This window comes from Streptomyces virginiae (genome assembly GCF_000720455.1).
In the GTDB taxonomy this organism is placed as follows: domain Bacteria; phylum Actinomycetota; class Actinomycetes; order Streptomycetales; family Streptomycetaceae; genus Streptomyces; species Streptomyces virginiae.
The window spans coordinates 211,892-231,975 of record NZ_JOAK01000005.1; the positions used below are offsets into that span (position 1 = coordinate 211,892).

Consider the following 20,084-nt stretch of genomic DNA (forward strand, 5'->3'; position numbering starts at 1 on the left):
CGGTCAGTTCGCGGCGGCGAGCTTGGCCGCGGAGTCCGTGTCCACGCAGGCCTGGATGACCGCGTCGAGGTCACCGTCGAGGACCTGGTCCAAGTTGTACGCCTTGAAACCGGTGCGGTGGTCCGAGATCCGGTTTTCCGGGAAGTTGTACGTACGGATCTTCTCGGACCGGTCCACGGAGCGGACCTGGCTGCGGCGCACGTCGGAGGCCTCCTGCTCGGCGGCCTCCTGGGCGGCGGCCAGCAGGCGGGAGCGCAGGATGCGCATGGCCTGCTCCTTGTTCTGGAGCTGGCTCTTCTCGTTCTGGCAGGAGGCGACCACACCGGTCGGGATGTGCGTGATGCGCACGGCCGAGTCGGTGGTGTTGACGGACTGGCCGCCGGGGCCGGAGGAGCGGTACACGTCGATGCGGAGGTCGTTGGCGTTGATCTCGACCTCGACCTCCTCGGCCTCCGGGGTGACGAGCACGCCGGCGGCGGAGGTGTGGATGCGGCCCTGGGACTCGGTGGCCGGAACGCGCTGGACGCGGTGCACGCCGCCCTCGTACTTCAGGCGGGCCCACACGCCCTGGCCGGGCTCGGTGGCACCGTTGCCGCCCTTGGTGCGGACGGAGACCTGGACGTCCTTGTAGCCGCCGAGCTCGGACTCGGTGGCGTCGATGATCTCGGTCTTCCAGCCCACGCGCTCGGCGTAGCGCAGGTACATGCGCAGCAGGTCGCCGGCGAACAGGGCGGACTCGTCGCCGCCCGCGCCCGCCTTGACCTCCAGGAGCACGTCCTTGTCGTCGCTGGGGTCGCGCGGGACGAGCAGCAGGCGGAGCTTCTCGGTGAGCTCCTCGCGCTGCTGGGTCATCTCCTTGACCTCGGCGGCGAAGTCCGGGTCGTCGGCCGCGAACTCCTTCGCCGTCTCGATGTCCTCGCCCGTCTGCTTCCAGGCACGGAAGGTAGCGATGATCGGGGTCAGCTCCGCGTAGCGCTTGTTCAGCTTGCGCGCGTTGGCCTGATCGGAGTGGACCGAAGGGTCGGCGAGCTGCTTCTCGAGGTCGGCGTGTTCGCCAACCAGTTCCTCGACCGCCTCGAACATCGGGGGACTCCTGTGGTGAAAGTGCGGGGGGACTGCACGGGGGGACGGGCGATACGACGACAAAGGCGCCGGTCCGGCCGCCCCCGAGTGGACAGGGGGCGGCCGGAGACCGGCGCCTGGGTCGCGCTACTTCTTGGCCGCGCCCTTGCCGAAGCGCGCCTCGAAGCGGGCCACACGGCCACCGGTGTCGAGGATCTTCTGCTTGCCCGTGTAGAACGGGTGGCACTCGGAGCAGACCTCGGCACGGATGGTGCCCTCGGTCAGGGTGCTACGGGTGGTGAACGACGCACCGCAGGTGCAGCTGACCGCGGTCTCGACGTACTCGGGGTGAACATCGCGCTTCAAGGTGTCTCCTAGATTCGGGAGGGCGCCGGGTCGCAGGAGCCGAATTGCTACTTGCGTGAACCGGGGCCGACAGACCAGTCTGCCAGGACCGGGCTGCCTGTCAAAATTCTGAGGACGTCTCCCTCAACGGGAAGGGGTCCGCTTCTATTCCGGCGGGCTCCGACGCCCTTCGGGGCGCCGGTCCGCGGGGCGGCCCTACTGGACGACGGTCCCGGCCGCGCTCTTGTCGCCGGTGGAGTTCACGGTGGCCTCGGCCGGGATCGGCCGGTCGGCCAGCAGGGCGTCCCAGACCATCTTGGACTCCTTCTGCAGCGGCGTGACGCGGTTCGCGTCGAGTGCGTCCGTGGTCACCGGCAGGGTGATCATCTGCATGTCCTGGGCGTCGATGCCCTGGAGGCTCTGGGCGAAGCCGGCGAGGGACTTCACGTCGCCGAGCGCCTTGTCGGTGGTGAGCGCCTTGGTCCCGGCGTCGGCGAGGTCGAACAGCTTCTTGGGGTTGTCGAACACTCCGACGCCCTTGACCTGCTTGATCAGCGCCTTGATGAAGGCCTGCTGCAGCTGTATTCGGCCGAGGTCACCGCCGTCGCCGACGCCGTGGCGGGTACGGACGAGGCCGAGGGCCTGCTCGCCGTTCAGCTGGTTCGGGCCGGCCGGGAGGTCGAGGTGGCTGTACTCGTCCTTGATCGGCTTGGTGGTGGTCACCTGGACCCCGCCGAGGGTGTCGATGATCTTCTTGAAGCCGGTGAAGTCGACCTCGATGTAGTGGTCCATGCGGATCCCCGACATCTTCTCGACGGTCTTGACGGCGCAGGCGGCGCCGCCGACGGTGTAGGCCTCGTTGAACTGCCGGCGCTTGCCGCCGGGGTCGCTCTTGCCCTTGCCGGTGGGGCACTCGGGGCGGGAGGTCATGGTGTCGCGGGGTATGGAGACGACGCTGGCCTTCTGGTGGCCCTCGTAGAGGTGGACGATCATCGCCGTGTCGGAGCGGGCGGAGCCGCCGTCGTCCTGGCCGTAGGCGCCGTTGGCGCCGCCGCGGGAGTCGGAGCCGAGGACGAGGATGTCCATCGAGCCGTTGTCGACGTTCGCCGGGCGGTCCGTGCCCAGCGCCTGGTCGATGTCGACCGTCTTCAGGTTGCCGTTGAGTTTGAAGTAGAAGTAGCCCAGGCCCGCCCCGCCCAGCAGGACCACCGCGGCGGCGCTCCAGGCGGCTATGACGAGGGCCCTGCGGCGCCCCGCCGGTTTGCGTCGGCGCCGGCCCGCGGCCCGCCGGCCGCGGCCCTTGCTGTCCTCGGTCATGGTCTCCTCAGTCCTGAGTCCGGTCCCCGGGTCCGTACCGGCCCGCCGTCCACCCCGCGGGTCCTCTGACACAGACGGGCGAATGCCTTGAAGGGTTCCACGGCGGCCGCAACCCCCCGCACGGTCGCCACTTGCGTACGAACCCGGACAAAGCTTTCTGTAACGGGCCCTTCACCTGCGGTTTCGGCGCGGGCGGCGGGAGGCCCCGCGGGGGGTGTGATGTGGGAAAGCTCGCACGGGCCGCGGCTGCCTCCCCGAGGCGCTCCAGGCGCCGGGAGAACGCGCAGCAGCCCCCGCCGCGGGTGTGCGGCGGGGGCTGCTGCGGTGATGCCTCACGTCCGGCGCGGGACGCCGGCCGGCCGACCTCAGTCGTCGTTCTTGCCCGACGGGGTCGTCTTCGCGATCTGCATCAGGAACTCGGCGTTCGACTTCGTCTGCTTCATCTTGTCGAGGAGCAGTTCGATCGCCTGCTGCGAGTCGAGCGCGTGCAGCACCCGGCGCAGCTTCCAGACGATGGCGAGCTCTTCCGCGTTGAGGAGGATCTCCTCCTTGCGGGTGCCCGACGGGTCGACGTCGACGGCCGGGAAGATGCGCTTGTCGGCGAGCTTCCGGTCGAGCTTGAGCTCCATGTTGCCGGTGCCCTTGAACTCCTCGAAGATCACCTCGTCCATGCGCGAGCCGGTGTCGACCAGCGCGGTGGCCAGGATGGTCAGCGAGCCGCCGTCCTCGATGTTGCGCGCGGCACCGAAGAAGCGCTTCGGCGGGTACAGCGCGGTCGAGTCGACACCACCGGACAGGATGCGGCCGGAGGCGGGCGCCGCGAGGTTGTACGCGCGGCCCAGACGGGTGATGGAGTCCAGCAGGACGACCACGTCGTGACCGAGCTCGACGAGACGCTTGGCGCGCTCGATGGCCAGCTCGGCAACGGTGGTGTGGTCCTCGGCCGGGCGGTCGAAGGTCGAGGAGATGACCTCGCCCTTGACCGACCGCTGCATGTCGGTGACCTCTTCCGGACGCTCGTCGACCAGGACGACCATCAGGTGGCACTCGGGGTTGTTGGTGGTGATCGCGTTGGCGATCGCCTGCATGATCATGGTCTTGCCGGTCTTCGGCGGGGCCACGATCAGGCCTCGCTGACCCTTGCCGATCGGCGACACGAGGTCGATGATGCGGGTGGTCAGCACGCCCGGGTCGGTCTCCAGGCGCAGCCGGTCCTGCGGGTACAGGGGCGTCAGCTTCTGGAACTCCGGTCGGCCGCGGCCGGATTCGGGCGCCATGCCGTTCACCGAGTCGAGGCGCACCAGGGCGTTGAACTTCTCGCGGCGCTCGCCGTCCTTGGGCTGGCGCACGGCACCCGTGGTGTGGTCGCCCTTGCGCAGACCCGCCTTGCGGACCTGGGCGAGGGAGACGTACACGTCGTTGGGGCCGGGCAGGTAGCCCGAGGTCCGGATGAACGCGTAGTTGTCCAGGATGTCGAGGATGCCCGCGACGGGGATCAGCACGTCGTCGTCGGCGACCTGCGGCTCGTTCGGCGCGAACTCGTCGCGGCCACGACGGCCACGGCGGTCGCGGTAGCGGCCGCGGCGGCCACGACGGCCGCCCTCGTCGTCGAAGTCGTCCTGCGGGCCGCCGTCCTGGCGACCCTGCTGGCCCTGGCCCTGGCCCTGACCGCGGCCGCCCTGCTGCTGGCGGTCCTGACGGTCGGCGCGGTCCTGACGGCCGCCGCCCTGGCCGCCCTGCGCGGGCTGGCCCTGGCCGCCCTGACCCTGGCCGCCCTGGCCCTGGTCGTCGGCCTTGGCGCCACGGTCACGGCGGTCGCGCTGGCGGTCGCCGCGCTCCCGGCGCTCGCGGCGGCCGCGGCCTTCGCCGTCCTGGCCCTGGGCCTGGCCGGCGGAGACCGCGGTGGCGGCCTCGGCCTTGGTCTCGGCGGGCGCGGTGGCGGTGGCCGTGTCGGCCTTCTGCTCGACCTGTACGGAGACGGGGGCCGAGCCCTCCGGGCTGCCGGAGGGGGCCGTCGCGCGACGGCGGCGGCGCTCGCCGGCCGGGGCGTCATCGCTGGCCGGCTGGCCCGGGATCTCGATCTGCGCCTGAGCGGCCGGCTTCTCGGCCGGGGCCGCGGGGGCCTCCGCCGGTGCGGCCTCGGCGGCAGCCGTACGGGCCTTGCTGGTGGCGCGGCGCTTCGGCTTGGCCTCGGCGGTGTCCGCGGCGGCGGAGGCGGCGGCCTTGGGGGCACCGCTGCCCGCCTGCGCCTCCTTGATGACCTCGATCAGCTGGCTCTTGCGCATCCGCGCGGTGCCCCTGATGCCGAGGCCCGACGCGACCTGCTGCAGCTCGGCGAGGACCATGCCGTCAAGGCCGGTGCCGGTGCGTCGACGCTTGGGCGCGGCGCCCGCGGCGGGGGCACTGGTGTCGACAGAGGTGTCGGCAGCGCCCATCAGATCGGTGGTGTCGCTCACGAAGGGTCCTTCCCTGGAGCGGACGTCGGCCTGTCTGGCTCGGCGACCGGTTGTGCTGTCCGACAACGGTCCTTGGTGTGGACCGTGCCGGGGCGGTGGTCCGCCGATAGAGATACGGCGGAAAGAGAACGTGCGTGGGTTCCGGCGAGAAGCCCCCGAGCTGAAAAGCGTGGGAAAATCACGCCGATTCCGGAGCGTGCTCGAAACTGCTGGAAGTGATCAAAGCAGTCGGGGAGGCTCCCGGAAGAAATGTGGTCCCGGATGGGGACACTGAGCACCGAGCCATGGCGGCTTCCGATGCGCACTTGAGACTAACACTACCGGATCCAATAGATATTCCCCCTCTCAATCACCGGCAATCGCGCCCTTCCGCGCGGGCGGCCTGCCCTGGCCGCCCGCCCCTGGCCGACTGGTCCTGTCACGCGGACAGGCCTAGCCGCCCTGGGTTCCCAGCGGAAGAACGCTCGCGCCCGCGGCGTCGAGTGCGAGCCGGTTCGCCGCCCACCCCTCGCCCGCGAGCTGCGCGACCTTGTCGGCCGCGTCGTTGTCGACCAGCGCGAGGACCGTGGGGCCCGCGCCGGAGATGACCGCGGGGATGCCGTCCGCCCGCAGCCGGTTGACGAGTGCCACGCTCTCGGGCATCGCCGGGGACCGGTACTCCTGGTGGAGCCGGTCTTCGGTGGCCGGCAGCAGCAGCTCGGGACGCCTGGTCAGGGCTTCCACGAGCAGGCCCGCGCGGCCCGCGTTGACGGCCGCGTCCACGTGCGGGACGGTGCGCGGCAGCAGGCCGCGCGCCGTCTCGGTGAGGACCGGCCTGGAAGGTACGAAGACCACCGGAACGATGGACTGGGCGGGCTCCATCCGGATCGCCCTGGCACTGCCGCCGTCCATCCACGCCAGGGTGAACCCGCCGAGCAGGCAGGCCGCGACGTTGTCGGGGTGGCCCTCGATCTCGGTGGCGAGCTCCAGGAGCGCCGCGTCGTCGAGCTTCGCCTCGCCGCCTATGGTGACGGCGCGGGCGGCGACGATGCCGGCGCAGATGGCGGCCGAGGAGGAGCCCAGGCCGCGGCCGTGCGGGATGCGGTTGGCGCAGACGACCTCAAGGCCGCGCGGCTGTCCGCCCAGCAGGTCGAAGGCGGTGCGCATGGAGCGTACGAGCAGGTGGCTCTCGTCCCGCGGGAGGGTGTCGGCGCCCTCACCCGCGATGTCGATGTTCAGGCCGGAGTCGGCCACCCGTACGACGACGTCGTCGTAGAGGCCTAGGGCCAGGCCCAGGGCGTCGAAGCCGGGGCCGAGGTTGGCACTGCTGGCGGGGACGCGCACCCGTACGGCGGCGGCGCGGAACGCTGGACCGGCCATCGTCCGATGACACTCCTTGTGACTGTGCGAGGACTTCGCTCTTCGCTGGCTCGCTGTGAATGTACTGGAGAACGCACGACACCCGAAGGCCCTCGGGGCAGCACCGCAGTCATATGCGCGGTGGCGGATGTAAGTACAGCCTATCGAAGGAAGGTTCTCTCGCGACATAGGGCGCACAGGAGGCGCACGATGCGTGTCGCGGATTCGACCGGGTTGGACCCGCTTCGGCCGTACTTTTGTCGTCGTACGAGGTGAGTTGCCGGGTTCCGGAGGGCCCGGGAGTGCCGGTCAGGACACTCGGGGAACCTCCGGAACCCGGCTCACACGCCTGTGCGTCAGACCAGGCCGAGGCGCACGGCGGCGGCTTCGGCGTCCACCGGAACGGTGACGGGCTGCGGAGCGCCGGCGACCGCCCAGTCGGGGTCCTTCAGGCCGTTGCCCGTGACGGTGCACACGATCCTCTGCCCCGGGTCCACCAGCCCCAGCTCGGCGGCCTTGAGCAGACCGGCCACGGACGCGGCCGAGGCGGGCTCGACGAAGACGCCCTCCTGGGAGGCCAACAGCCGGTAGGCGGCCAGGATCTGGCGGTCCGTCACCTCGTCGATGAGGCCGCCGGACTCGTCGCGCGCCTGCAGGGCGTAGTCCCAGGAGGCCGGGTTGCCGATGCGGATCGCGGTGGCGACGGTGTGCGGCTCCTTGACGATCTCGCCGCGCACGATGGGCGCGGAACCGGACGCCTGGAAACCCCACACGCGGGGCGTACGGGAGGCCAGGCCGTCGGCCTTGTACTCCTTGAACCCCTTCCAGTACGCGGTGATGTTGCCCGCGTTGCCCACCGGCAGCACGTGCACGTCCGGGGCGTCGCCGAGCGCGTCGACGATCTCGAACGCGGCCGTCTTCTGACCCTCGATGCGCACCGGGTTGACCGAATTGACCAGCGCCACCGGGTAGTTGTCGGACAGCGCACGGGCGAGGTCGAGGCAGTCGTCGAAGTTGCCGTCCACCTGCAGGATCTTGGCGCCGTGCACGAGGGCCTGGCCCATCTTGCCCAGCGCGATCTTGCCGCGGGGCACGAGCACCGCGGAGACCATCCCGGCGCGCACCGCGTACGCGGCCGCGGAGGCCGAAGTGTTGCCCGTGGAGGCACAGATGACGGCCTTGGCGCCCTCCTCCTTGGCCTTGGAGATCGCCATGGTCATGCCGCGGTCCTTGAAGGACCCGGTGGGGTTCGCCCCCTCGACCTTGAGGTGCACCTCGCAGCCGGTGCGCTCGGACAGCACCTGCGCGGGAACGAGAGGAGTGCCACCCTCGCGGAGCGTGACCACCGGAGTCGTGTCCGTCACCGGCAGGCGGTCCCGGTACTCCTCGATGATGCCGCGCCACTGGTGGGTGCGATTGCTGCTCATGGGTCCTTACTCCCCTTCAACACGCATGATGCTGGCGACACCGCGCACGGTGTCCAGCTTCCGCAGCGCCTCGACCGTCCCGGAGAGGGCGGCGTCGGCGGCGCGGTGAGTGACGACGACGAGGGAGGCCTCGCCGTCCTTGCCCTGCTGCCGCACGGTGTCGATGGACACACCGTGCTCCGCGAACGTGGTCGCCACCTGGGCGAGGACGCCCGGCTTGTCCGCCACATCGAGGCTGATGTGGTAGCGGGTGACGACCTCGCCCATGGGGCTGACCGGCAGCTGGGTGTACGCCGACTCGCCGGGCCCCGTTGCCTCGGCGAGCTTGTTGCGGGCGACGGCGACGAGGTCGCCGAGGACCGCGGACGCGGTCGGGGCACCGCCCGCGCCGGGCCCGTAGAACATGAGCCGCCCGGCGGCCTCCGCCTCGACGAAGACCGCGTTGTACGCCTCGCGGACGGAGGCGAGCGGGTGGCTGAGCGGGATCATCGCCGGGTGGACGCGGGCGGTGACGGACTCGCCGTCCGCGGCGCGCTCCAGGATGGCGAGGAGCTTGATGGTGCAGCCCATCCGCTTGGCGGACGCGAAGTCCGCGGCGCTGACCTCGGTCATGCCCTCCCGGTACACGTCGTCCAGGCGGACGCGGGTGTGGAAGGCGATGCCGGCCAGGATCGCGGCCTTGGCGGCGGCGTCGTAGCCCTCGACGTCGGCCGTCGGGTCGGCCTCGGCGTACCCGAGGGCGGTGGCCTCGTCGAGCGCCTCCTGGTAGCCGGCGCCCGTGGAGTCCATCTTGTCGAGGATGAAGTTCGTCGTGCCGTTGACGATGCCCATCACGCGGTTGATCTTGTCGCCCGCGAGGGACTCGCGCATCGGGCGGACCAGCGGGATGGCGCCGGCGACGGCGGCCTCGTAGTACAGGTCGCGGCCGTGCTGCTCGGCGGCGGCGTGCAGTGCGGCGCCGTCCTGGGCGAGCAGCGCCTTGTTCGCGGAGACCACCGAGATGCCGTGCTCGAAGGCGGTGGTGATCAGGGTGCGGGCCGGCTCGATGCCGCCGATGACCTCGATGGCGATGTCGATGTCGCCGCGTTTGAGGAGGGCGGTGGCGTCAGTGGTGATCAGGGCCGGGTCGATGCCCTCGCGCACCTTGGAGGGGCGGCGCACGGCCACGCCGGCGAGCTCCACGGGCGCGCCGATCCTCTGCGTGAGGTCGTCGGCGTGCGTCGTCATGATGCGAGCCACCTCTGAGCCGACCACTCCACAGCCCAGCAGCGCCACCTTCAGCGGACGCGTACGCATCATTCGACCTACGCCTTTCGATCTTCCATCAATACCCCGCGCGCGGTTTGCGCGCGGGGTGTGAACCAGTCTCACTCAATGGACAGCACTTTCCATCCTCGGTCCATTGACTGAGATACCTATTTCATCATCCGAGGTCGAGACGCAGGAGATCTTCCTCCGTCTCGCGGCGAACGATCACTCGTGCCTGTCCGTCACGCACGGCGACGACGGGCGGGCGGAGCGCGTGGTTGTAGTTGCTGGCCATGGACCGGCAGTACGCTCCGGTGGCGGGCACGGCGAGGAGGTCGCCGGGCGCCAGGTCGGCCGGCAGGAACGCGTCCTTCACGACGATGTCACCGCTCTCGCAGTGCTTCCCGACGACGCGCACGAGCATGGGCTCGGCGTCGGAGGTACGGGAGACGAGCGCGATGGAGTACTCGGCGTCGTAGAGGGCCGTACGGATGTTGTCGGACATCCCGCCGTCGACGCTCACGTAGGTACGGAGCCCCTCCAGCGGCTTGATGGTCCCCACCTCGTACAGGGTGAACGCGGTCGGGCCGACGATGGCGCGGCCGGGCTCGACGGAGATCCGGGGGGCGCGCAGCCCCGCGCTCTCGCACTCGCGGGCCACGATCTCGGTGAGCGCCTTGGCGATCTCGTGGGGCTCGCGGGGGTCGTCGCCGGAGGTGTAGGCGATGCCCAGGCCGCCGCCGAGGTCGATCTCGGGCAGTTCGACGCCGTGCTCGTCGCGGACGGCGGCGAGCAGCCGCACGACGCGCTTGGCGGAGACCTCGAAGCCGGCCATGTCGAAGATCTGCGAGCCGATGTGGGAGTGGACGCCCAGCAGCTCCAGCGAGTCGTGGCCCAGGGCGCGGCGCACTGCCTCGGCGGCGGACCCGTCCGCGACGGCGATGCCGAACTTCTGGTCCTCGTGGGCGGTGGCGATGAACTCGTGCGTGTGCGCCTCGACGCCGACGGTCACGCGGATCTGCACGGGCTGCCGTACGCCCAGCTCGCGGGCGATGTGCGCGACCCGGGCGATCTCCTGGAAGGAGTCCAGGACGATCCGTCCGACCCCGGCCTCGACGGCCCGGCGGATCTCGCCCTCGGACTTGTTGTTGCCGTGGAAGGCGATCCGGTCGGCCGGCATCCCGGCGGCGAGGGCGGTGCTCAGCTCCCCGCCGGAGCACACGTCGACGTTGAGCCCCTCTTCCTTCAGCCACTTCACGACGGCCTTGGACAGGAACGCCTTGCCGGCGTAGAAGACGTCGGCGTCGGGGCCGAAGGCGTGCGCCCAGGCCCGGCAGCGGGCCCGGAAGTCCTCCTCGTCGAGGAAGTACGCGGGGGTCCCGAACTCCTCGGCGAGCTTGGTGACTTCGATGCCGCCGACGGAGACGACGCCGTCGTCCTGGCGCCGGACGGTGCGGGACCAGACCTTCTCGTCGAGCGCGTTCAGGTCGGCGGGCGGCGGGGAGTAGTGCCCTTCGGGCAGGACGTCGGCGTGGCGGGGGCCGGCGGGGTGCGCGGAGCGGCTCATCGGTTTCTCTCTTCGCGGTTCATAGGCGTTCGGGTGCGTCCATGCCGAGCAGGGCCAGGCCGCCGGCCAGCACCGTCCCGGCGGCTTCGGCGAGTGCCAGCCGGGCGCGGTGGGCGGCCGAGGGTTTCTCGTCCCCCTGGGGCAGTACGCGGTACTGGAAGTCGAGCAGCGCGTCGGCCAGCTCGACGAGGCTGCGCACGAGCCGCTCGGGCGCCCGGTGGTGCGCGGCGGCCTCGAGGACGAGGGGGTGGTCGGCGAGGAGCCGCAGCAGGGCGGGGGCGTCGTCGACGTCGCCGGGCTCCTGGTGGAAGCCCAGCTGGTGGGCGTTGCGTACGAGGGCCCGGCTGCGGGCGTGGGCGTACCGGACGCGGAAGAACTCGTTGGCCTCGCCCTGGTGCAGCAGCGCGTCGGAGAAGGAAGGGGTCTCGCGGGCGGGCACGGCGAGCATCGCCCAGCAGGCGGCGTCGGCGCCGTAACGGGCGACGACGTCGCCGTCCCGCTTGGCGACGGGGGCTACGGGGGCGCCGGGGGCTACGGGGGCGCCGGCCGGGCTGTCGAGCAGTGTGCCGTCGGCGACCCCACACTGGACGCACAGAAGCCGCAGGACACTCCGCCGCACGACACGTTCGCGCAGCCCGAGCCCGCTCTCGTCGGCGGGAACGACATGGGCGGCGCCCCCGCGGACGTCCCGGATGGCGATGTCACGCACGATCACGTCGGTGATGACCGCGGGCGCGGAAGGGGCGGGCAGCACGAAGTTGAGGAACCCCGCTCCGGTGACCTCGACGCGCTCGATGCCCGGCTCGGCGCCGAGCCGGCGGGCCAGTACGTCGGCCACGTCACGCGGCGCGCACCGGGCGGCCTTGGCGACCTGGAAGGCGACGGGGGTGGCGTAGTCCCCGACCCCGCCGGGCCGGGTCCGCTCGACGACGACCCGCTCGGGCACGGCCGCCCCGGCGGCCAGCTCCCCGTCCGCGACGGCGCAGCGCACGGCGCGTACGACGCAACGGGAGAGGTCTGCGGGGGTCACGGGACCCAGCCTAGGGGAGACGCCCGGTCATCCCACGAAGGGTTTCGCCATGTGAACAACAGGCCCCGGGGGTGTCCTGCCGATCAGGCCGGTGGCCCGGACGGGGACTCAGCCCCGCCCCCTCCCGGCGGGAGCCCCTTTCCTCCCGTCGCGCCGGTCCTTGCGCTCGGCGAGCCGACGCACGACGCGCACGAGCTCGGTGGGCTCGAACGGCTTGGCGAGGAAGGCGTCGACCCCGGCCTCGATCCCGGCCTCGACCTCCTGCTGCGAACAGGCGCTGACGATGGCGACGGGCACGTCGCGCGTCCGCGGATCGGCCCGCAGCTGCGCGGCGGCCCCGAACCCGTCCAGCCGGGGCATGACCACATCAAGGGTGATCACGTCAGGGCACACCCGGTGCACCACGTCCAGAGCCTCGGCACCATCGTTCGCGGTCACGACCTCGAAGCCCTCCAGCTCGAGATTGACCTTGATCAGATGCCGGATGACCTTGTTGTCGTCGACAACGAGGACCCGGCCCGAGACGCCTGGCACAACTCGAGAGTAGGTCCGCCCGGGCCCCCGCGTCCGGGTTTTTGCCACTTCCACCCCGTGCGGGCGACCCACTCCCCCGTCCCCCACAAAACGGTTCCTGATCACCCCGCGGAAGCTGGTAGTGTTCAACCCGTCGCCGCACCACAAGCGACACGCCCCCGTAGCTCAGGGGATAGAGCAACGGCCTCCGGAGCCGTGTGCGCAGGTTCGAATCCTGCCGGGGGCACTCCAGCTAGACAGTGTGTAAGTGTCGCTGACCTGCTGAAGTGCCAAAGATGAAGCCCCGAACTCAGTCCCACTGAGTCCGGGGCTTTCTCGTTGTCTCTCGCTGTTCTCGCGTGAGTGGTGCGTGAGATCCACCCAGGCCGCCAGCGAGACCTGGGCCAGTCTTCCTGATTCGTCTCGTCCGACGCGCCAGCCGGGCTCTTTCTGGCAGGGCCCCGGCGGCGCGCCAAGAGGCACGGACCTTGTGGAGTCGACGGGACGATCCAGTGATACCGCCTTCAGCATCCTCCTGCCCAAGCAGGGTGGCATTGGCGATCAGATAACCCGACGGGGCCACTTAGTCAGAGCTGTTCACCGAAGAGCCGGCGCCAACCCGAGGAGCGACCTCGGCGGCAGTGGCCGGACGACGAACCAGCCGCTGGACGACCGCGGCGGTGACCGTGACAACGGCCAGCACTGCGCTCGTCACCTCCGGGTCGAGGACGCCGGTGACGAGACCGGCGATCAGGCCGCCGCCCCCCCGCCGCAACGCCAAGGGAAGCAGCAAAGCGTCGCTTACGCCTGGGGCAGCGAGCGGTGACCTGAGTCTCTTCAGTCTGACGGGACAAAGATCCGTCGTTAATGTGGGCCATGGGTAAGCCCCCCTCTTGGGTGCACGCAACTACCCGGCGGCCCCCTGTTGGTAGCAGGGGGCCGCAGCCGTTCCCGTAGGTCGACTGCGGCTAGAGCCTGTGGAAGCACCCGGCGGGTGCCGAGTACAACCGCTACCAGGGCGCCGCACCTCCCTTCAAGAAACGTGTGCTGCGCCATAGTTGGGCCCCTGACCTCCGAACTCTGGCGTCCTGCAGCCTTATTGGCGCCATAACGGGTATCTCAGTCATTGACCGATGCGGCCTTGATCATGGGGTACGCAAAAGATGCCCGACATGTCACCCGGCTACCATCCGCAGCGATGCGTGTACAACACCACGTTTTGGGGCCTTTCGCAGCCGTGAGCAGCATCACACGAACTCGACGACATGGCAGGTCAGCAGCGAACCCCAGGGGTCCGATATGCCCCTTTCGATGTGTGTCGGTCGGAGCCGGTTCGCTGTGACGTGATATAGGCCGTCCACGGGCGACGGGTCACCGTGAGGCGGTGTGGGGCCGGGAGGAGTCCTCCGTGCGCGGCGTCCAGGCGTCCATATGCTCAAACGGTCACGGCTGCTAGGGGCCGACAGGGGTTGAACATCAAGCTCCTCGGAAGCCGCTGTGCCCGTACCTGCATAGCCCTGCTGTCTTCGGGGCCGTGGAGAGGGTGGTTCTCGCACTCAACGCAATCAACTGGGACAGACAGCATGGCGGCCCTCACTTTTGCACTGAGGAACGGGAGCAGTTGTGCGAGTACATCTACCTCACCCTGAGCGAACACAGTGTGGACGTCGACGCTCTGGCCGCTCGGCAGGGCATCGATCCGGCGGCGATCACGGACCGCTGGCGCGACTGGTGAGGAGCATGGCCGTGCCAGACGCGTGCCAGGCAGGACGGGGAACAGCGGTCAACGGCGGCTGCGAGAGCGAAGCTCGGAGTTGTCTCTGACGCCCGTTTGCACAGGTCAGGAACCGGATAGCGTCGCCAAGATCGGTGATTCCCAAGCTCAGAGCGCGGGTTCGGTTCCTGTCACCCGCTCTACGGCGAAGGCCCAGCTCACGGGCGAATCCCAGGGGTCGTTGCAACACGTGATCACCGACGTGTAGTGGCGAGCAGTTTGAACAGGCGCTGGGCTGGGCCTTTCCCAGCCGAGCGTCTTGCCTGGGCGGCTGTTGAGTTCGGCAACGACTGCGTCGAGGTGGTCCCGGGTGTGGCCGGACAGGCTGCTGCCCTAGAGACTGCCCGATTCGCGACCAGCGTACGGGCCCCCTCTCTCGCCCCATGGCAGCTCCAGCCCAAAGCCGCTCCCGCCGACCTCATCTGGCCCGTGTGCGATCGTCACGCCTCCCAGGTACGTTGAGCCGTCAGCCGAGGGAGAACGCTCGCGAGGGAGTCGCCCCGCAACCCGTGGCTGCGGGGCGCTGATCCACTTTCGCAACGGGCTCCAGTGGGGTTTAGTCGACCGTCTGCCCGTCGTACGTACCGCCCCTGCAGGTCGGGAGCACGGGCGTCGACCGATCGATCGTTCCGCCGTTGTCGGTGCACTCACCCGGGGTGACGCTGGCCGGGATGACGGTGCCGGCGGCGGTGGCGGTGGCGGCGCCTGTGAGGCCGAGTCCGGCGAGGGCTGCCGTGGCGAAGACTGCGGCGAGGATTCGTCTAATGCGCATTTGGTTCGCCTTTCACAGATTGCCTCGGTTGGGGCACTAGCCAGCTTGATCTTCACCCATGTGGGTGGCACGTTATGTTGGGCCATTCGGGTGACAGTGTTGTCGGGTGCGGGGTCGGTGACGCGACCCGTCAGAGCGGATGGAAGCCCGTGCCACATCCGTGCCAGAAAGAGCGGATCCCAGCGGTCAAGAGCAGTCAAGCGTGACGCCTCGCGATTAATCACCAGAGGCCGTTAGCGCTGGTCAGCGTAAACCCCCTCCGCGACGGCCCGGTGATTCCCAAGCTCATGGCGTCCCGTCTTGCGGGCGGGCGTGCGCCCCTGAGCTTCGGTCGACCCCCAGTGCGCCCTCTTCATGTTCCACTGCCTGCACCATCGTCGTGGTGCTGGCGAGGGCCGATGGAGGGGGCGAGATGACGCAGCCGCTGTGCGGGGCGGCGACGCAGGATGGTCGCCGCTGCCGGAACAAGGCGATCACCGGGAGCGGGCAATGCTCGAAGCACCAGGGGGCCTGGACCGCTTATGGTGTGGCGCAGCGAAAGAAGAAGGAAGCTGAAGCGAAGATGCGGAAGTTGCGGAAGAAGAAGTGAGCTCGCGCGGCCTATTCGTGGACCGCTGGGACTCTGTATGACCGCGATAGGCATCTGACCTGCTGAAATGCGTGAGGCGCACGGGGCCTCCGGGCCTCCGGAGCCGTGTGTGCAGGTTCGAATCCTGCCGGGGGCACTTCGCAGGAAGTGCCCGAAGACCCCGCCATCAGCGGCAACGCTGAAGCCGGGGTCTTCGCGTATGTGCAGCCAACTGCCGCCCTGTGCACCCGTATGTCAGACCCTGTGGACTGTTCGTGGACAGGATCCCGAGGCATTTCCGCAGGTGACGATGCTCCTCATGGGCGAGCAACACTGGTCTTCATTCTCGCGTCCTGGTCTTGGAAGATGTACCGGACGACTTGGGGGATCCGTGGATGTGAACACGCTGGCCGTCGCTCTCATCAGCACCGGAGGAGTGCTGGGCGGCACTCTGGGCGGGGCAATGCTCAGCCAGCGCGCCAGCCGAGCCCAAGCTGCGGAACTGAACCAGCGTGCCGACCGTGAACGAGAAGAAGGGCGCGCTGAGCAAGCGCTGCTGGCCAAGCGCGACCTGTACGCCCATCTGAACACTGCAGCGCGCGCCTACCGGGTTGCCGCCAGGGATGCTGTCGAAGCTGCAGCACGTGGTGAGAGCACCGACCCTCTGCTCCTGGACGCTGCCAAGGAAGCGTGGGCCGAACAGTACTCCCAAGCTCAGATGGCACTGGCAAATGATGTCTTGCAGATAGCCTCAGCTCTCAACAGATCGCTCGGAGTCGGGTACTCGGCCGTCAAACAGCTGCCGAGGAGTCCCAGGCCCGACGAGGCATACCAGCGGGCCAAGACATGGTTCAGCGGCCCGCTGTCCGATGGCGTATATCTCCTGCGCGTCATGCTGCGACATGACCTTGGCATCGAGGTCGATCCTCACTTCGAGCAGACCCGGGTGCAGATGCTCGCTGCGCTCAACAGCGCCCGTGACAGCCTTGCGCACGCACTCGCCACGGAGCGGTCCCAGGCCACCTGATGAGCTAGCCGGCAGAACAAAGCGGACCTGCCAATACCGGAATGCGTCGAGGCCCCCGGACCGGCACCCGGCGCACATCCTCGGTGGGTCGGTTCTTCAGACCGCGATCGTCATGGCTCTCCCCCGAATCGGTCCACTGCTTGCCCACGCTCGGCCGAGTCCGGTGGAGCAGAGCCGTGCCCCACCCGGAGTCCGGCAACGTCAGATCCGACTCTGCCAGCCCCACGGCTTCGGCCGGCCGAAAGCCCCCGAAGTACGTCCCGGCATAGAGGCCCACCAGCCGCCTGCCGCGTGCCCGGCGGTAGCCACCGACATACGAGACCGCGTGGAGCAGCGCTCGGGCCTGCTCCGGGTTGGCCACGACCCGGGGGTCCACCTCGTTGGAGACCGTGGGCTTCTGCCGGCGGACGGCCGCCAACGGGTGTCGACGAGTTGGGAGCCGTACGAGCTCACCGCGGGCACGCTCGTCGTCCTGCCGGAAGGCGAGCCGCATGCCGGCGTTGGCGTCGTGAACCGGATGGCGGCGATTGGGATCACCGTGAGCCACGCCGTGGAGCAGCCGGAGCCGCGGCAGGCGAGCGCGGAGAGGCGTCACTCCTCGGGATCCAGAAGGGTGCTCTGGTCACCCACATACGGCGGACGTACTACCGCCACGAGGGGCGCCCGCCCCGTAGAGACGGCGGACATCGTCCTTCCCGTTGCGCTGTGCGAGGTCGTCTACGAGATCCCCATCAGGGGGTAGTTCGGTCCTGCAGGTGCGGCCAACCGTCCCGGTTGGAGCAGCTCTCAAAGCAGTACCGCGTCGTACGGTCCCACTCATCACCAGTGGCCAGCTCGTACGCCCGGTCCGGCACGTACAGCAGCCATTCGCCGTCGCACTCGGTGGAGGTGTACGGAGCGAACTTGTCGGCATCGGAGAAGACGCTCTCCCATACGGACTGCCCTGCGGCCACCACAGCGCAGCGTGCGTACAGGAAGCCGTCGGACGACTGCGGGAACGGCCTGCCGTCGCGAACCGTCAGGTCGATCACGGGGAGGACACCGAACTTCTCCTGGTCCAGGCGGTAGAGGGCCTCGGCATGGCGCTCCGCGAATCCGATGATGTCGGGGACGGGGCGGCGGCTCAGCTCCTCCGCCAGATGTTGACAGCTCTCTTGGGTGGCCTCGCCGTTCAGGGTGGCTATCAGCGCCCAGAAGTCGGCCCATGTCATTCTCACCGGCGCAGGATGACAGGGCGGTCTGACATCTGACCCGTGGCCCGGGGCGAGCAGCTGCCGCCGGGGTGGGGTGGTCAGAGGCCGCGCTGGGTCTTCCAGATCGCGTGGTCCAGTTCCCAGGGGGTGCAGCCCAGTTGGGCTGCCGCCTCTGTGATGAGGCGGGTCGCTTCCGGTGTGGTCACCCGGCGGTGCAGCACGTCTTCGAGCCAGCGGAGGATCATGCGGTCCGGCTTGATGCGGTCGTCGGCGCCGACCAGCATCCACAGGTAGGAGAGACGGGCGCCCGAGCCGTGGCCGGGGATGCCGGCGAGGGCGTGTTCGACGGGTTTCAGGCGGTCCGTGTCGGCGAGGAGCGCATCGGCGTCGGCGAGGGTGTTCACGCCGTGGGACGCCAGGGTCTCGGCGTACTGGAGGGCCGCCTCCGTCTTTCGTGGAGCTGCGTGGTGTGCCCGCGTGCGCTGGCGGTTGCGCAGGACCTGCTCCGAGAAGGCCTCCACACCCGCGGCCCGGACATGGGTCACGAACTGGCTGAGCGGCTGCTCCTCGGGGGCCGGGAGGTACGAGGTGATGCCGGCCCAGGTCGCATAGCGGTGGCAGGTCGGGGCCGTGTGCCGGTCGTAGTCGGCGTTGATCGAGAAGACCGCGTCCAGGACGCAGAGGGAGGTGTGGGCCCACCGTCGGGTTCGGGGTTCGCGCGCCAGATGAACGGCGCGGTCGGCCACTTGCGATACCTCGTCCACTGTTCCCCTGTCCCCCGCATGCCCCGAAGTCGTGGGCCAGTGTGGCACGCAGGGGCCCTCCCGGTTCCGGTCATCCGTACGAGGTCTGCTCCGGGCAATCTGTGGGTTTGTCGGGTGGGGAGGGGGCCGGTGGCTGCCTATGGTGGGTGTTGAGCCGCAGCGTGCCGCTGACCTGGCGCTTTGCGGGAAAGAGCTCGGAGTGGATGGGGCGGCACGGATGCGTGAGCTGGTGGAGACGGCGAAGCAGTGGGTGGCCGAGGGGGCGGGCGGGGTATCTGGCCCGGCCCGTCACCGAGCAGGGTTTCGGGCCGCGGGATCCCGCGGGAGCCGTGCTCGTCGACGCGCGGGGGGAGTGCGTCGGCAGCCTGTACCGCGGGGTCTTCGACGCCGAGCTCGTCGCCGAAGCCGTGGCCATGGGGCCCGGGGTCACCGCGCGGGTGTGCGAGGTGTCCGTGGCCGCGGACGAGGCCGTGGCGGCGAAGCTGACCTGCGGCGGGCAGGCCGAGGTGCTGCTCCAGCCGCTCGCGGCGATTCCCGCCGAGTGGTGGGAGCTGCTCGGCGAGGGCGCCGGGGTGGCGTTGGTGACCCGGCTGAACGAGGCCGCCGACCAGGCGTCCAGCGAGGTCGTACGGGCCGGTGCGGTGCCGGGCGACGATGCCGGGCGGCGGGCCGGTGAGCTGCTGGCCACCCGGCGGGCCGGGAAGGACGCCCTCTACGGGGAAACCGGCCTGGTGCTGGTCGAGGCGCACCCGTCGGCCCCGTACGTGGTCATCGGCGGCGGCGGTGAGCTCGCCGTCGTCATCGAGCGGCAGGCGCTGCTGCTGGGCTGGGAGGCCGTACGGGTCGAGGCGGCCGAGCCGGCGGTCGAGGCGATCGAAGCGCGCCGGGACTCCGCGTGCGTGGTCGTGCTGAGCCACGACGAGCAGTTCGACGTGCCGACGCTGCGGGCGGCGCTGGCCGCCGGTGTTCCGTACATCGGGGCGCTCGGGTCGCGGCGTACGACGGCGCGGCGCCGGGAGGGGCTGCTCGCGGCCGGGGTCACCGAGGCGGAGCTGGCCCGGGTCCACGGGCCGATCGGGCTCGACCTCGGGGCCCGCACCCCGGCGGAGACCGCGCTGGCGATCTGCGCCGAGATCCTCGGGGTGCTGGGATCCCGCAAGGCGGGTGCGCTGCGGGACACCGAGGGGCCCATCAACACCTGAGCCGGGGCGGGTCCGCGCACGTCCTTGCCGCGCCACCGAAATGCGCATAACAGGATGACATGGGGGAAAATGCTCCGTATGGACATGATCCTGAGCGTGGACTCGATCCTCACGGATGTCGCGTGGTTCCCGGTCATCGGACTGGCCGTCGTCGCCATGCTGCTCGGCGGCTTCAAGCTGGGCCAGCTGGTCCGGGCGAAGGAACCGCCACCCCCCGCCGCCGAGGAGCAGCCCCACCTGCCGAACGGCGGAGCGGTCTACGAGGTCCGCGAGGAGCGGGACCAGGTGGAGATCCCCGAGGGCGGCCTGCGACCGCACGAGATGCAGGGCTACGGGAACTTCGGCTCGACGACCTCCAGCCACCCGGACGAGGTCCGCAAGGAACGCGAGTCCGGCTACAAGCTGCCCGAGGGGCCGGGTCCTCACCCGCAGCCCGGGGCTCCCCCGGACGCCGGGCGCGGCGCGCACGCCTGATCCGACG

General features: G+C 70.0%; 17 protein-coding genes, 1 tRNA gene and 3 pseudogenes. 6 read left to right on the forward strand and 15 right to left on the reverse strand.

The window, feature by feature from the left end; all coding sequences use genetic code 11:
• Positions 1-3 precede the first annotated feature (3 nt).
• From prfA to IG86_RS0110700, 10 genes are all read right to left on the reverse strand, one after another.
• Entirely contained in the window at positions 4-1,083 is a 1,080-nt protein-coding gene (gene prfA / locus IG86_RS0110655) for a peptide chain release factor 1 (protein ID WP_030826876.1), read from the reverse strand.
• Positions 1,084-1,209: 126 nt separating this feature from the next.
• Entirely contained in the window at positions 1,210-1,428 is a 219-nt protein-coding gene (rpmE, locus tag IG86_RS0110660; protein ID WP_030008686.1) for a 50S ribosomal protein L31, read from the reverse strand.
• Positions 1,429-1,623: 195 nt separating this feature from the next.
• A complete protein-coding gene (locus IG86_RS0110665; protein WP_030826879.1) occupies positions 1,624-2,724 on the reverse strand; it encodes an LCP family protein in 1,101 nt (366 codons plus the stop codon).
• A 365-nt stretch (positions 2,725-3,089) separates the two neighbouring features.
• Positions 3,090-5,180: a transcription termination factor Rho gene (gene rho, locus IG86_RS0110670; RefSeq protein WP_030826882.1), complete on the reverse strand. Its 2,091-nt coding sequence runs from the start codon at positions 5,178-5,180 to the stop codon at positions 3,090-3,092.
• A 432-nt stretch (positions 5,181-5,612) separates the two neighbouring features.
• On the reverse strand, positions 5,613-6,539 hold the full coding sequence (thrB, locus tag IG86_RS0110675) for a homoserine kinase (RefSeq protein WP_030826885.1): 927 nt from the start codon (positions 6,537-6,539) through the stop codon (positions 5,613-5,615).
• 335 nt (positions 6,540-6,874) lie between these two features.
• On the reverse strand, positions 6,875-7,945 hold the full coding sequence (gene thrC, locus IG86_RS0110680; RefSeq protein ID WP_030826888.1) for a threonine synthase: 1,071 nt from the start codon (positions 7,943-7,945) through the stop codon (positions 6,875-6,877).
• A 6-nt stretch (positions 7,946-7,951) separates the two neighbouring features.
• Positions 7,952-9,241 carry a homoserine dehydrogenase gene (locus IG86_RS0110685; RefSeq protein ID WP_030660255.1) on the reverse strand — a complete coding sequence of 430 codons (1,290 nt, stop codon included), beginning with the start codon at positions 9,239-9,241 and terminating at the stop codon, positions 7,952-7,954.
• A gap of 127 nt (positions 9,242-9,368) precedes the next feature.
• Positions 9,369-10,760, reverse strand: a complete 1,392-nt coding sequence (lysA, locus tag IG86_RS0110690; protein ID WP_030826891.1) for a diaminopimelate decarboxylase — start codon at positions 10,758-10,760, stop codon at positions 9,369-9,371.
• A 19-nt stretch (positions 10,761-10,779) separates the two neighbouring features.
• Positions 10,780-11,790, reverse strand: a complete 1,011-nt coding sequence (gene nrtL / locus IG86_RS0110695; protein ID WP_030896476.1) for an ArgS-related anticodon-binding protein NrtL — start codon at positions 11,788-11,790, stop codon at positions 10,780-10,782.
• 108 nt (positions 11,791-11,898) lie between these two features.
• Positions 11,899-12,396 carry a response regulator gene (locus IG86_RS0110700; RefSeq protein WP_107051915.1) on the reverse strand — a complete coding sequence of 166 codons (498 nt, stop codon included), beginning with the start codon at positions 12,394-12,396 and terminating at the stop codon, positions 11,899-11,901.
• 82 nt (positions 12,397-12,478) lie between these two features.
• Between IG86_RS0110700 and IG86_RS0110705 the strand changes: the two genes are divergently transcribed.
• Positions 12,479-12,550: transfer RNA gene (locus IG86_RS0110705), tRNA-Arg, on the forward strand.
• 1,721 nt (positions 12,551-14,271) lie between these two features.
• Here the strand turns inward: IG86_RS0110705 and IG86_RS44250 are convergent.
• Positions 14,272-14,410 (reverse strand): annotated as a pseudogene (locus tag IG86_RS44250) (IS30 family transposase); the annotation flags it as partial.
• Between the two features lie 223 nt (positions 14,411-14,633).
• Positions 14,634-14,849 carry a hypothetical protein gene (locus IG86_RS0110720; protein WP_030896480.1) on the reverse strand — a complete coding sequence of 72 codons (216 nt, stop codon included), beginning with the start codon at positions 14,847-14,849 and terminating at the stop codon, positions 14,634-14,636.
• Positions 14,850-15,261: 412 nt separating this feature from the next.
• On the opposite strand from IG86_RS0110720, the gene IG86_RS42925 reads away from it, so the two are divergent.
• Positions 15,262-15,438 (forward strand): hypothetical protein, encoded by a 177-nt coding sequence (locus tag IG86_RS42925; RefSeq protein WP_157854805.1) that lies wholly within the window; start codon positions 15,262-15,264, stop codon positions 15,436-15,438.
• A gap of 376 nt (positions 15,439-15,814) precedes the next feature.
• On the forward strand, positions 15,815-16,444 hold the full coding sequence (locus IG86_RS0110725) for a hypothetical protein (RefSeq protein ID WP_234316355.1): 630 nt from the start codon (positions 15,815-15,817) through the stop codon (positions 16,442-16,444).
• 7 nt (positions 16,445-16,451) lie between these two features.
• Here the strand turns inward: IG86_RS0110725 and IG86_RS44255 are convergent.
• Positions 16,452-16,874, reverse strand: a pseudogene (locus IG86_RS44255) (tyrosine-type recombinase/integrase); the annotation flags it as partial.
• On the opposite strand from IG86_RS44255, the pseudogene IG86_RS44260 reads away from it, so the two are divergent.
• Positions 16,848-17,186 (forward strand): annotated as a pseudogene (locus IG86_RS44260) (UTRA domain-containing protein); the annotation flags it as partial. The pseudogenes IG86_RS44255 and IG86_RS44260 overlap by 27 nt on opposite strands.
• On the opposite strand, the gene IG86_RS0110735 reads toward IG86_RS44260, so the two are convergent.
• Positions 17,176-17,655, reverse strand: coding sequence for a DUF4240 domain-containing protein (locus tag IG86_RS0110735; protein ID WP_030826911.1), 480 nt, complete (start codon positions 17,653-17,655; stop codon positions 17,176-17,178). The pseudogene IG86_RS44260 and the gene IG86_RS0110735 sit on opposite strands and share 11 nt — an antisense overlap.
• An 80-nt stretch (positions 17,656-17,735) precedes the next feature.
• Positions 17,736-18,383: a hypothetical protein gene (locus IG86_RS0110740; protein ID WP_045937464.1), complete on the reverse strand. Its 648-nt coding sequence runs from the start codon at positions 18,381-18,383 to the stop codon at positions 17,736-17,738.
• Between the two features lie 347 nt (positions 18,384-18,730).
• On the opposite strand from IG86_RS0110740, the gene IG86_RS38580 reads away from it, so the two are divergent.
• Both IG86_RS38580 and IG86_RS0110755 read left to right on the forward strand, forming a co-directional pair.
• Positions 18,731-19,603, forward strand: coding sequence for an XdhC family protein (locus IG86_RS38580; protein WP_244305825.1), 873 nt, complete (start codon positions 18,731-18,733; stop codon positions 19,601-19,603).
• A 78-nt stretch (positions 19,604-19,681) separates the two neighbouring features.
• Entirely contained in the window at positions 19,682-20,077 is a 396-nt protein-coding gene (locus tag IG86_RS0110755) for a DUF6479 family protein (protein WP_030826928.1), read from the forward strand.
• The last annotated feature ends 7 nt before the right edge of the window (positions 20,078-20,084 follow it).